Source organism: Pseudomonas fluorescens, assembly GCF_902497785.1.
Classification (GTDB): Bacteria; Pseudomonadota; Gammaproteobacteria; order Pseudomonadales; family Pseudomonadaceae; genus Aquipseudomonas; species Aquipseudomonas fluorescens_BO.
The window spans coordinates 160897-173415 of the sequence record NZ_CABVHK010000011.1; the positions used below are offsets into that span (position 1 = coordinate 160897).

The 12519-nt window shown below is 56.3% G+C and carries 11 protein-coding genes; 7 read left to right on the plus strand and 4 right to left on the minus strand.

The window, feature by feature from the left end:
* Positions 1 to 71 precede the first annotated feature (71 nt).
* Complete coding sequence (locus F8N62_RS17910; protein ID WP_150711995.1) at positions 72 to 824, minus strand: amino acid ABC transporter ATP-binding protein; 753 nt, start codon at positions 822 to 824, stop codon at positions 72 to 74.
* A gap of 19 nt (positions 825 to 843) precedes the next feature.
* Entirely contained in the window at positions 844 to 1749 is a 906-nt protein-coding gene (gene dapF / locus F8N62_RS17915) for a diaminopimelate epimerase (RefSeq protein ID WP_150711917.1), read from the minus strand.
* Between the two features lie 158 nt (positions 1750 to 1907).
* Here dapF and F8N62_RS17920 point away from each other — a divergent pair, with 158 nt between their 5' ends.
* The 4 genes from F8N62_RS17920 to F8N62_RS17935 all read left to right on the plus strand — a co-directional run bounded on the left by F8N62_RS17920 (position 1908) and on the right by F8N62_RS17935 (position 6959).
* The gene (locus F8N62_RS17920) at positions 1908 to 2843 is read left to right on the plus strand and encodes a LysR substrate-binding domain-containing protein (protein WP_150711918.1); all 936 of its coding nucleotides are present in this window, start codon (positions 1908 to 1910) and stop codon (positions 2841 to 2843) included.
* A gap of 168 nt (positions 2844 to 3011) precedes the next feature.
* Entirely contained in the window at positions 3012 to 4466 is a 1455-nt protein-coding gene (gene tcuA / locus F8N62_RS17925; protein WP_150711919.1) for an FAD-dependent tricarballylate dehydrogenase TcuA, read from the plus strand.
* A complete protein-coding gene (gene tcuB / locus F8N62_RS17930) occupies positions 4453 to 5610 on the plus strand; it encodes a tricarballylate utilization 4Fe-4S protein TcuB (RefSeq protein WP_150711920.1) in 1158 nt (385 codons plus the stop codon). Before tcuA ends, tcuB begins: the two co-directional genes overlap by 14 nt.
* 47 nt (positions 5611 to 5657) lie before the next feature.
* Positions 5658 to 6959: an MFS transporter gene (locus F8N62_RS17935; RefSeq protein WP_150711921.1), complete on the plus strand. Its 1302-nt coding sequence runs from the start codon at positions 5658 to 5660 to the stop codon at positions 6957 to 6959.
* A gap of 556 nt (positions 6960 to 7515) precedes the next feature.
* On the opposite strand, the gene F8N62_RS17945 is transcribed toward F8N62_RS17935, so the two are convergent.
* Positions 7516 to 8073 carry a lipocalin family protein gene (locus tag F8N62_RS17945; protein WP_150711922.1) on the minus strand — a complete coding sequence of 186 codons (558 nt, stop codon included), beginning with the start codon at positions 8071 to 8073 and terminating at the stop codon, positions 7516 to 7518.
* 264 nt (positions 8074 to 8337) lie between these two features.
* Between F8N62_RS17945 and F8N62_RS17950 the strand changes: the two genes are divergently transcribed.
* On the plus strand, positions 8338 to 9543 hold the full coding sequence (locus tag F8N62_RS17950) for a hypothetical protein (protein WP_150711923.1): 1206 nt from the start codon (positions 8338 to 8340) through the stop codon (positions 9541 to 9543).
* A 504-nt stretch (positions 9544 to 10047) separates the two neighbouring features.
* The gene (locus tag F8N62_RS17960) at positions 10048 to 10557 is read left to right on the plus strand and encodes a YkgB family protein (protein ID WP_150711924.1); all 510 of its coding nucleotides are present in this window, start codon (positions 10048 to 10050) and stop codon (positions 10555 to 10557) included.
* A gap of 46 nt (positions 10558 to 10603) precedes the next feature.
* Here the strand turns inward: F8N62_RS17960 and F8N62_RS17965 are convergent, their stop codons facing one another.
* Positions 10604 to 11449 carry an AraC family transcriptional regulator gene (locus tag F8N62_RS17965; protein WP_150711925.1) on the minus strand — a complete coding sequence of 282 codons (846 nt, stop codon included), beginning with the start codon at positions 11447 to 11449 and terminating at the stop codon, positions 10604 to 10606.
* Between the two features lie 251 nt (positions 11450 to 11700).
* Between F8N62_RS17965 and F8N62_RS17970 the strand changes: the two genes are divergently transcribed.
* Positions 11701 to 12417: a class I SAM-dependent methyltransferase gene (locus F8N62_RS17970; RefSeq protein ID WP_150711926.1), complete on the plus strand. Its 717-nt coding sequence runs from the start codon at positions 11701 to 11703 to the stop codon at positions 12415 to 12417.
* Positions 12418 to 12519 lie beyond the last annotated feature (102 nt).

The following is a 12519-nucleotide window of genomic DNA, read 5'->3' on the forward strand; positions in this document are numbered from 1 at the left end:
GCAGTTTTACTGGGTTACATATCGTTCTTATCTGTGCGCCATTACCGGCGTCTTGTTTTTGTCGCGGCGGTCTAAACGCAAGGTACTGCGGACACTCGCCCCAGGAAACTTGCAACCCTCTCGCTGGGAGCAGCGAAAAATTTATCAGCGGGAGCCTCGTCTACAATCTGTCCGGCCTCCATGAAAATCACCCGATCAGCGACATCGCGAGCAAAGCCCATCTCGTGAGTGACCACGACCATAGTCATCCCTTCTGCGGCGAGTTCCTTCATCAGTTGCAGTACTTCTCCCACCGTTTCAGGATCCAGGGCCGATGTAGCTTCGTCGAATAACATGACTTTCGGGTTCATCGCCAGCGCCCGGGCGATTGCAATTCGCTGCTGCTGACCTCCGGATAACTGGTGTGGATAGTTATTGGCACGGTCGGGCAGGCCAACTTTATCCAGCAGCGTGCGAGCAATATGCTCTGCTTCTTCTTTAGATCGCTTGAGGACTATTGTTTGTGGGATAACTATGTTTTGTAGCGCTGTTTTGTGCGAAAACAGGTTGAAGTTCTGGAACACCATGCCGACTTCTGCGCGCAATTTGTTGATGTCCGTTTTACGGTCAGTCAAGCTCACGCCATCAATCCAGATCTGCCCGGAGCTAATGGTATTTAATCCATTGAGAGAGCGCAGCAACGTGCTTTTGCCCGAGCCACTTGGCCCGATGATGACGACCACTTCACCCCGATTGATATGGTTATCTACATTTTTTAGCGCAAACACTTCCTGGCGACCATTGATGCCGCTGAAGACTTTTGATACTGACTCTATTTTTATAATACATGACGACAGCATTTCATCAGCCATTGTAAGCCTCGTGTGTTTCCAGCAAATTTCCAGCAAACGCAACAACAGTAGGGCCGGTCAAAGTGAGCTGGCCTTTATCGTCTTGCTCGATTGTCAGGGCTCCCCCCGGCATGTGCACAGTTACAATATTGGACTGAATAAGCCCCTTCGCTCTGGCCGCTGCCACAGCGCAGCATGCTCCGCTACCGCACGCCTTGGTGAGAATGCCCGGGCGCTCCCAGACGGTCAGGCGAATGGCTGTTTCGCCAAGGATCTGAGCGACCCCGATATTGGCGGACTCTGGCAGGAGCGGATCCTGTTGAGCTTGGGCGGCATGCACCGGTATATCAATACTGCGTAAGTCATCAACAAAGAAAACCAGATGCGGGTTGCCGATGTTCAATGCAACGGCTAGTTGGAGCGGTCCGTGATTCATTCTGACATTCAGCGTGTCAGTGGCTTGCGCCAATGGAATGGCATGCCAATCCGAATTGACTGTTCCCATGGCAACACTGATCTGGCCAGACGCTTCGTTCCGCCAACATCGCAGATTGCCACCGCCTGTTTCGATCACGACCTGGCTTGTTCCACTTTCCTTTAAAAGAAGGTCAGCAACACAACGGGTGGCATTTCCGCAAGTTGGAGCTTCGCCTCCGTCTACGTTATAGATTCGCATGCGAGCATACGCACCGAGGGCTGCGCCGTTTGAGGTGGCAGGCTCGATTACAAGCAATTGATCCGCGCCAACACCTGCTTCTACGCTGCAGATTTCGGCAATAACGTCAGGTGATGGAGCAAAGGAGCATTCACGTCCATCGACAATAATAAAATGGTTCTTCAATCCGTGCATTTTTAGAAATGGACGTCCGAGCTTTACTATGTCAGACCAGACCGGTTCGGGCAGATTTGAAGTCAACATGAATGGCTCTAGTTCGTAGGACAGTTGATGTAGATCAAACTATCAGCCACTCGGATATCCGGTAAATACTTATTTTGTTGAAGGCCATTCATTCCTGATATGGTTGGCTGCGTTCCAACATTCGTATTTGGATAACAAACTTGCGGGGAGCAGGTAAATTGGAATTGAGACAACTGCGCTATTTCGTGAAAATCATCGAGCTTGGCAGCCTGGGGCGTGCGGCACTTGAACTGGACGTTGGCGTGTCAGCCCTCAGTCAGCAAATCTCCAAGCTGGAAAGCGAATTGTGCACCCGCCTCCTGAATCGAACCTCCACCGGCGTGACGCCCACGAGCGCCGGATTTGCGTTTTTACACCATGCCCAACTGACGCTGCGCCAGGCGGAAAACGCGATCATGGCCGCCCATCGCGGCAGAATGAGCGGTTATGTCAGCGTCGGCTTACCGCCGACTACCGCGACGGTGCTCGCGTTGCCTTTGATCAACGCCATGCGTGCGCGTTATCCGGACATACAACTGCATTTGGTTGAAATGCTTTCCGGCCACTTGGCAGCGCAGCTCAACGCGCGGCAAATTGACCTGGCCATCCTGTTCCAGCTCGAAGGGGGTAAACGCTGGAGCGTGACTCCGCTGCTGGATGAAAAGCTGTTTGTCATTGCCTCGCCCAGCTTGCCTCAGGCGCCTTCTGGCAACAGCGTGCAGTTAGCCGACCTCGGCGGCCTGCCGCTGGTGATGCCCAGCGCGCAACATGGACTGCGCTCGGCATTGATGAGCGCGTTCGAGCGGGTCGGGCTAACACCCAATGTCATTATGGAAGTCGACGGTCTCGCTGTTTTGATGAACGCCGTCAGGGCCGGTCATGCGGCAACGATACAACCGGGAGCGGCCGCTGCATTGAAAGACGGGGCCGGACTTTCACTGGTCCGGATTGCCGATCCCCATGTGGGCCGGCGTAATCTTCTGGCGACGCTGGCTGACGACGAACTCTCTCCCGCGGCGCTGGCAACGCGGTTGGTCATCGTCGATGTCGCGCGAAAGCTGGTGTTTGACAAACAGTGGCCTGGAGCGACGTGGATAGAAGGGGCAGACGCGTAATCCTGCTTCAACCCCGGACACATAAGTCTCGCCAGACGATAAAGCCTTTAGAAAAACTAAACACCCCGCGTTAAACGCGGCCTTTCGGCCACTCCCTCCCAACCCTATCGTTCTCCCCACTCGCAAGGAGCACTTCGTTCCCGCTTCCTTGCAAATCGAGGAGCGATAATGATCGATGTCTTAATCATAGGGGGTGGCAACGCAGCCTTGTGCGCCGCTCTGATGGCGCGAGAAGCGGGCGCCAGCGTGATGTTGCTGGAAGCCTCTCCGAAAATCTGGCGCGGTGGCAACTCCCAACACACCCGTAACCTGCGGTGCATGCACGACGAACCGCAGGACGTCCTGATTGATGCCTATCCGGAAGAGGAATACTGGCAAGACCTGTTGAAGGTTACCGGTGGCCTCACGGATGAAAAGCTTGCACGCATTGCCATTCGGGCATCGTCTTCTTGCCGCGACTGGATGCGTTCACACGGCGTGCATTTTCAGCCACCGCTGTCCGGCGCGCTGCACGTGGCGCGGACCAATGCATTTTTTATGGGTGGCGGAAAAGCGCTGGTCAATGCGTATTTTCGCAGCGCCGAGCGCCTGGGTGTAAAAGTTCGCTACAACACGCAAGTGACCGACATCGAGTTGGACGAGGGTAAATTCGTCGCCGCCCATGTGGGCGAACATGAGGTCGATGGACAGCGTTTCGCCGCAGAACGCATTGAAGCCCGGGCCTGCGTGTTGGCTGCCGGCGGCTTTGAATCCAACCGTGAATGGCTGCGCGAAGCCTGGGGTCAGAACGAACGTGGTGAATGGCCATCGGACAATTTCCTGATCCGGGGCACCCGATTCAACACCGGCATTTTGCTGCGGCGCATGCTCGACCTTGGCGCCGATGTGATCGGCGATCCGACGCAAGCACACATGGTCGCGATTGATGCCCGCGCGCCACTCTACGACGGCGGCATCTGCACCCGAATCGACTGCGTATCTCTGGGGGTGGTGGTCAATCGTGATGGCGAGCGCTTCTACGACGAAGGTGAGGATTTCTGGCCAAAACGTTATGCGATCTGGGGGCGTCTGGTGGCCGGACAACCGGGTCAGCAGGCCTATTCGATCATTGATCAACAAGCCATCGGCCGCTTCATGCCGCCGGTCTTTCCCGGAACCACCGCCAATACTCTGCAAGACCTTGCCCGTCAGTTGAAGCTGCCTCAAGAACAATTCGTCAAGACTGTCGAGGACTACAACAGCGCCTGCCGCGTTGGCACCTTCGATCACACCGCGCTGGACGACTGCCACACCCAAGGGCTGGTGCCCGCGAAAACCCATTGGGCGCGGCCATTGGTAAAACCACCTTTCTACGCCTACCCGCTTAAACCGGGTGTCACCTTCACCTACCTTGGCCTCGCCACCGACGAAACCGCAGCTGTGCATTTCAACGGCAAAGCGAGCCCCAACCTGTTCGTCGCGGGAGAAATGATGGCCGGCAATGTTCTGGGCAAGGGCTACACCGCCGGAATTGGCATGGCCATCGGTACCGCGTTTGGCCGCATCGCCGGTGTGCAGGCGGCCGCTTCGGTGGGCTTTGGCGTTTCATCTGCGAACACGGAGTCTCGACATGCAACTGTTTGATCCCCAAGCGTCGGGCGGGTTGATCCCGGTGTTGAATCTTGACGAAAGTGAAGTCCAGCGGCAGATGACCATCTGCAATGCCTGCCGTTACTGCGAAGGCTTTTGTGCGGTTTTTCCGGCGATGACCCGGCGTCTGGAATTCACCCAGGCCGACATCCATTACCTGGCGAACTTGTGCCATAACTGCGGCGCGTGCCTGCACGCCTGTCAGTACGCCGCCCCACACGAATTCGACGTCAATATCCCCAAAGCCATGGCGAAAGTGCGCCTGGATACTTACGCCGAATACGCCTGGCCGCAAGTGATGGGCAAGTTGTATCAGCGCAACGGCCTGACCCTGGCGCTGGCTTCCGGTGGCGCACTGGCCCTGTTTTTATGCCTGACCCTGATGTTCATGGGCAATCTGTTCACGGCCATTCCCGGGGGCAATTTCTACAAGATTTTCCCGCATAACACCCTGGCGCTGATGTTCGGCGCAGTGTTTGGCTTTGCGGTACTTGCCCTGACCATGGGTGTACGGCGCTTTTGGCGCAACGTTTCACCCGTCGCAGCGCCACTGCCGTTGAAAACGTCCGCTGCCTTGGAGGCTACGGCCAGCGTCGCGAAGCTCAAATACCTGGACGGCGGCCATGGCGAAGGCTGCAACAACGCCGACGATCAATTCACCTTGTGGCGACGCCGATTCCACCACCTCACCTTCTACGGATTCATGCTGTGCTTCGCCGCCACCGGTTTCGCCACGCTTTTTCACTATCTGCTGAAGTGGTCTGCGCCTTATCCGATCTTCAGCTTGCCGGTGATGTTGGGAATTGCGGGTGGCATCGGCCTGCTGATCGGCCCGGCGGGTCTTCTTTGGCTGAACCTGCGTCGCAATCCCGAGCACGGTGACGCGAACCAGAAACCCATGGATCGCGGCTTCATCGCGCTGCTGTTTCTGGTCAGCGCAAGCGGCCTGGCGCTGCTGGCGTTTCGTGAAACCAGCGCTTTGGGCTTGATGTTGGCTATCCACCTCGGCCTGGTCATGGCGTTCTTCCTGACCATGCCCTACAGCAAGTTCGCCCATGGAATCTTCCGCAGCGCAGCGCTGCTCAAACACGCCATCGAGAAGCGTCAACCCAACCCGATCAACGCCGGCAGCGACTGACGGTTAAAGCACTCATTCCAAAAACAATAGTGAGCATAACGGTAGCCATGATGAAAATGACAACGGCAACAACCCGATCCAAAGGGTCTAAATTAGGCGCCATTTTTCGGGTCACCAGCGGTAACTTTCTCGAACAGTTCGACTTCTTTCTGTTCGGATTCTACGCGACCTACATCTCTCAAACTTTCTTTCCAGCCACCAGCGAGTTTGCCTCGCTGATGATGACCTTCGCGGTATTCGGCTCCGGATTCCTGATGCGTCCGTTAGGCGCCATTGTTCTGGGGGCGTACATCGACAAGGTGGGCCGTCGCAAGGGGCTGATCGTGACGCTGTCGATCATGGCCGCGGGAACTGTATTGATTGCCCTGGTGCCGGGCTATGCCGCCATTGGCGTGGCGGCACCGATTCTGGTGTTGTTGGGCAGGCTGCTTCAAGGCTTCTCCGCGGGTGCGGAAATGGGCGGTGTTTCCGTGTATCTGGCGGAAATTTCCACCCCCGGTCACACCGGTTTCTACACCAGTTGGCAGTCAGCCAGCCAACAGGTGGCGATCGTCGTCGCAGCCGCGTTGGGCTACACGATCAATGCCACGATGCAAGCGGCTGAAATCGCCGAGTGGGGCTGGCGTATCCCGTTCTTCATTGGCTGCGTGATCATCCCGTTCATTTTCATTATTCGCCGCTCACTGGAAGAAACCGCTGCCTTCACTGCTCGCAGCCATCGTCCAACGACTCGCGAAGTTTTTCGCTCGATGCGTGACAACTGGCGCACCGTACTGGCGGGCGGCTTGCTGGCGTCCATGACCACAACCACGTTCTACCTGATTACGGTCTACACACCGACGTTTGGCAGGACAGTACTGAACCTGAGCACTACCGACAGCCTGGTGGTCACATTGCTGGTCGGCATCAGCAACTTTATCTGGCTGCCTATCGGCGGCGCCGTGTCCGACCGCATTGGCCGTCGGCCACTGTTGCTGGCGATATCGTTGCTGTGCATCTTCACCGCCTATCCCGCCATGCACTGGCTGGCAGAGGCGGCGAGTTTCGAACGACTGCTCGCTGTTCTGCTGTACTTCTCATTCTTCTTTGGCATTTACAACGGCGCCATGGTCGCGGCACTGACGGAAGTCATGCCACAGAACGTGCGGGTAGTCGGGTTTTCACTGGCCTTCAGTTTGGCCACCGCGGTGTTTGGCGGTTTTACCCCGGCAATCTCGACGCTGCTTGTCCAAGCCACGGGCGACAAGGCATCACCTGCCTACTGGCTGATGTTCGCGGCGGTGTGCGGATTCACAGCGACGACGATTCTGTATCGTCGGCAAAAAGCTTTGGCAGTCAGAACCGTTTAGTTCCTCGATCGCCGATGCTTACCACGCGTGGCCCTTGATTCCACTCGATCAAGGGCCCGAAGAAGGGATGCGGCTTTTCTCAAAGCGCATGAGACGGTCGATTTAACATCATCGTAGTACGAGAGCTGGCTAGCGCTTATGCGTATGTCCCACGACCGGCTGCTATGGGTCGGAGAGTGACGGTCAAGCATCGACAGTCAGTAGGAATGGTCAGACTTCCGTTTGTTCCGCCATTTCCAGGGCATCATTGACCTCGATTCACGTGTGTTCTCGGCGAGCGGGCGTTTGACCCGACCGGCCCAGAAATCTCTGACTCGGAGCGGGGCTTTCTGCCCGACAGGCTTTTCCTTGTTCCAAGGCTGATGGCTGTATCCAGCAGTAGTATTCATGGCTCGTCCTCCACGTTGAGGGAGGACAAGGGTGAATCAGCCACCACGCCGGGTGGTCGTTATTCGACCCGTTGCAGCCGTTCGCCAACAACTGCAATTGGCCACTTTTTGCCACTCACGACAGGCAGCAATCAGTAGACTGCTGCCTACGCACCATTACAAGTTGACTAGGGCTTGGTCGGATCTGCCGGACGCCAGATTAGTTTGCTGGTGTCATATCCCTGTTGCTGAGCAATCTCTAGCAGCTGTTCGCGCTTGACACCGTTAATTTCAGATGCGCGTGAAAGCACCCATAGATATTCTCGGTTTGGGTGGCCGACCAGTGCGAACTGGTAGTCAGGGTCGTGGTAAAGCACCCAATACTCTCCTTTGGTTATTCCTGGCGCAATGCGGCTGAACCAGTTATCGAATTGCACCCAGAGTTTGTCTGTCTTACCTGGCTGCTGCGCTTCGGCAACTCCTAGTACCTCGTTCCACTCGCCATCCTGTTCCCTACAACGATTGGTGACGTCAATGCGGCCATCGTCACGTAGACCGTAATGCGCTTCTGACTGCTGGCAATTGCGCTGGAAGAACATAGGTAATCTGGCCTGCTCGTACCAAGTGCCTTGGTATTTTTGCAGGTCGACTTGCATGGTGGCGGGAGGATGCTCCTGGCTTGAGCCAGCGCACCCGGCAAGTGCCAAACCCAGGCAGGAAAGTAGAACGATCTTGCGCATCGACATATAGACCTCCAGGTTGTCACGCGAAAACACATGTCATTGGAGGTAGGCGAGAGTGAAAAGTGCTATCGATTTCTTGATGGTGGCGTTCACTGCCGGCATGGGCCGTTTTCTGCCCCTGGTGAGAGGCAGAAAACGACCCCAAGCGGGCGAGGGCGGGCCTTCTTGAGACTCATTCAATCAGACATAAATGACGGTCGTTGACTGTTGCTTTGTAGATATACTATTTGCGATTTTTTCCATCATCGGACATCGGACCCATCACGGATGAACGCGCTTTTCCGCTCCCTGCTCAGTACTGGCCTGTTGGCCTTTTCCGCTGTCGTGCACGCTGCCCCGCCGCCCATCGAACAGGCCCCCAACGATGTAGAGGGTTATATCCAATGCATCCAGGACGCCTACGCCGCCAACCGCTGGCAAGCAGGAACCATTGCCGGATGTCGCGTGAGCAATCCGGCGGTGCGTTCCCTACGCGAAGGCGACTATGTGTCGGTTACCTTCACTCGCACTCAGAACGACCTCTACGAGCAGTCACGAACACAGTGGATCAACTTCGACAAGGCCCTGCGGGTGCAGCTTCTCTCCAAGAAGCTTGGCGAACTATTCCAGACCGCCAACCCCGCGACCGCCTATTCGTTCCAGCGCGTGGCCAGCGACCTCGATACGCGATTTGCCGAGCTCAACGAAGCCCCCTTTAGTTGGTATCCAGCAACAAAAACGCCATACACCACAGTCAGCGGCTTATCCCTAGCGCTACTTCACAACGCCGAACTGGCGCAGTTCACCCGCTGCTTGGAAAACGCCACGGCACGCCTGAGCATATCGAGCATCAGCCGAATGGCGTTCGATACCAACGTAACGGCGTGCTCCGGGGAAATCGCTGCTCGCAACATAGATGGCAGTAAGGCTTTGTACCAGCCCCAGGCCTTCAGTTCAGTGACCGAGCAAGTCTGGGCGCAGATCGCATCACAGCAAGCCCGCGTCCAGGAAGCAGAGCGCCAGCGCTTGGCTAAGGAAGAGGCCGAGTCATGGCCAAACCGGCTCAAGGTTCTGTTGAAACAGGCATTCATCTGGGTGCTGGTGATCGGTGGGTTGTTCATTGCATGGACAGTTGTGCGCAACGTTGCGAATACCACTTCGGAACAAGGTACTGGCCGCAGTCGCCGCGAGCATGATGAGGACGACGCGTACGAAGATCGCCAGCCACGTGAGCGCAAACCGGTGGACAGGAAACCGGACCTCAACACCTTTGCCCTCAAACACCGCAAGATCAGTGCATTGACGACCAAGCACCTGTGCGCCAGTTGCACCTATTGGACGGGGCTGCGTACGCTGCACCCGGTAAACGGTGACCCCTACGTCAACCATGATGCAGTGGGTAAATGCGTGAAGAAGCGTGCCGGCTCCCCGTACGGCATGAAACGTCACAGCGACGGTTTTCACTGCACGGATTATTCGGATATAGGCTATTGAACGAACCCGGAGTTGGATGCACTTTTGGCCTGGCCCCTTCGCCCTTGTCAGCGTGGTTCGCGACACCGTCCGGGCACTCCCCTGGTCTGTTGCTCGGGGTTGCTACAGCGCCTGAACCTTACCTCGCGACTGCGTGCAATCGATTATTCGAAATCATCGAGCGATATTGCTAGCCTGGGGTTAGAGGTTTCACATGAGTACGAGGCTTTCTCGCTTTCGGTCAGTCGCGACAGGCAGAAATCCGTCTTAGCCATCAGTCCGATCTGAGACAGGCGATAGATGACGACCACCGCCAATCTCTCAAATAGCCAAGCGCGTTTAACGCTGCCGCCCTGGAACCACCGATCGCTTTAGACCTGGATGAGTCAAGACGATCTGCACCGAACGCAATACGTTCAGATGCCACGAGCGTGCAAGCAAAGGCAACACTGTCTCCACTCCCAACGCACACCGCGCGGGGGTTGCTGATTAGCGTTCCTCACCACACTCCTGGAAGCATTGATCATGAAAACCTTAAACATCGAGAACTACAAAACCAAGGGCGCACAAGGCTCTTCTACGCTCGGCATCAAAACCATGGCGCTTGGCATCTACGGCGCCTACTTTGCGCTCGCCGTCATTTACTTTTGGTTCGGCGGGATGAAGTTCACGCACTACGAAGCGGAGGGGCTGGTTCCGCTGGTGAGTAACAGCCCTTTCCTGGGTTGGGTTTATGACATTTTCAGTGTCGACACCTTCTCCAGTCTGCTTGGCGTTCTGGAGGTTTTGATCGGTACCCTGATTGCAGGTCGCTTGCTGTCACCCAAGCTTTCTTTGATAGGTGGCGCGTTGTCTGCTGGACTGTTTTTCACCACCTTGAGCTTCATGTTCTCGACCCCTGGCGTGATCGAACCCGGCCTCGGTTTTCCCGCGATTACGGTTGCTCCGGGCCAGTTTCTGCTTAAAGACATCGGGTTACTTGCCGCCTCGATATTGGTGGCCGGCCATTCTCTGACGGATCTGGAACGCCGTTGAACCGATGATCGACCACCTGGGGACGGCCCGAAGCAGTTCGATGTTTTCAGGCCATCGCCCCATCATCTCCGCCTGCCAGGTTTTTAATCCAGTCCCGAGGGCTGTTGCCAGTCTTGCGTCGAAAAGCGCGTGCAAGTGCCGAAGAACTTTCATAACCAACCTCGGCGGCGATCAGTGTAATTGACCGTCCTTCACGAAGACGCTTCTGCGCCAGGCTGATACGCCAACTCAACAGATAATCGGCGGGCGTCTGCCCGATAACAGCCCGGAAATGCACCGCGTAGGCCGCGCGAGACATATTCGATTCGCTCGCCAAATCCGCAATCGACCAGGCACGATGAGGTGCGTTGTGAATCTGCACCAGAGAGCGCGACAACCGCGGGTCAGCCAGTCCAGCCATCATCCCTGTACGCAACTGGTGGTGATCAAGCAAGTGTCGAAACAACAGGATGACCAGCAGTTCAAACAACCGCTCCAGTGCTGCCTCCCTGCCACAATGCGCACCCGCCGCTTCGCCGAACATCCATTTCAGCGTATCGGCCAGCATTGGTAGTTCATCCAGAGACAACGCCAGACAATCGGGCAACGAAGCCGACAACGGGTTATCAACTCCGCCCTCAAACTCCATGGACGCACACAACAACTGAGCGCCCTCGGACTCACCGGCAAACAGTTGATGCCGGCTTGGACGCGGCATGAAAATCAGGCTGGGCCGGGTCAGCAGCACGCCCTTACGATCGGCTCCCAGCAAGGTAACGCTGCCAGCCTGCAGCAGGTGGATATAACCTCGTCCTTCAGCGCCGTCGTAAGCCGCCGAGCCGCACAGTTTGCCATTGTAAAACAGGTGTGCGCGCACCCCGAACTGCGACAACAAGGTAGACAAGCGATCCATGGGCAATCTCTTGGCGAGAAATAGGCGCTCAGATCATAGCACTCGTGGATTGCGCCCCATCGTGGCTCAAATGCTGTACCCACTGCTTGGTCATGATCAATTCATCTTTGCGTGAAGTGACGGTCGCTTAGGACGCTGCCTGTCACTTAGAGGAATTCAATATTCCTTGAAGGAATGCATCTTATAAAATTAATGAATTTTTATTATTTCAGTGGGTGGCATAGCTTGATTCCAAGACATGGAGAATCGCCTTGAAAACACCCCCTCAAAACGCAGCTGGAAAATTTGATACTTCGCGGGCTAATGAGTACGGACGGCAGAGCCGTATTGCATTAGCTGGGTATGACGCCTGCCAGGATCTTGCTGCGTGCATGCTGGCGGCAAGCGTCGGGAATGCACCCTCTGCAAAAATACTGGTGGTTGGCGCTGGCGGCACAGCTCAGGAGATTATTGCGATGGCAACGCTGGAGCCGACATGGCGCTTCACTGCTGTTGATCCATCCGAGCCGATGCTGGAGGCTGCGGCGCAGCAGCTGGAAGCCAACAATTTGCTCAAAAGAACCACCCTGCATCTTGGGCATGTCGAGGACCTGACAGCGGACGAGTCATACGACGCCGCCACCTTGATCGGCGTCCTGCATCATCTCGAGGGGGATGATGCGAAGCGCCAAGTTCTGCAATCCATTCGGGCTCATCTGAAACCGGGTGCGCCGCTGATTGTCGCGGGTAATCAGTATGCTTATGCCAGCCAACCGCTATTGCTGGCCGCCTGGGGGCAGCGGTGGCGACAACATGGCGCGAGCCCGGATGAAGTAAAAGCCAGGTTGGGGAAAATTCTTCAGGGAGCTGACCCGCCACATTCCGAGGCTGCGGTTCAACAGTTGATGCATGACTCTGGATTCGGAGACGCTACTCGTTTCTTCAGTAGTCTGTTCTGGGGTGCCTGGCTAACGCGTAAGACCCTTTAAAATGGAACCGATAGATTGCTTTTGGACCCGGCTAAGCGGCGGTCATGCTGCTGTGATACGTCCGGTTACGATTGGCCAGGCGGGGCGCCCGTGCTCGGCTGG

Coding starts and splice junctions, on each gene's coding strand:
- F8N62_RS17945 (WP_150711922.1), bottom strand. CDS start 8,073: ATGTCGATGCGCAAGATCGTTCTACTTTCCTGCCTGGGTTTGGCACTT.
- tcuB (WP_150711920.1), top strand. CDS start 4,453: ATGCAACTGTTTGATCCCCAAGCGTCGGGCGGGTTGATCCCGGTGTTG.
- tcuA (WP_150711919.1), top strand. CDS start 3,012: ATGATCGATGTCTTAATCATAGGGGGTGGCAACGCAGCCTTGTGCGCC.
- F8N62_RS17935 (WP_150711921.1), top strand. CDS start 5,658: ATGATGAAAATGACAACGGCAACAACCCGATCCAAAGGGTCTAAATTA.
- F8N62_RS17965 (WP_150711925.1), bottom strand. CDS start 11,449: ATGGATCGCTTGTCTACCTTGTTGTCGCAGTTCGGGGTGCGCGCACAC.
- F8N62_RS17960 (WP_150711924.1), top strand. CDS start 10,048: ATGAAAACCTTAAACATCGAGAACTACAAAACCAAGGGCGCACAAGGC.
- F8N62_RS17950 (WP_150711923.1), top strand. CDS start 8,338: ATGAACGCGCTTTTCCGCTCCCTGCTCAGTACTGGCCTGTTGGCCTTT.
- dapF (WP_150711917.1), bottom strand. CDS start 1,749: ATGTTGACTTCAAATCTGCCCGAACCGGTCTGGTCTGACATAGTAAAG.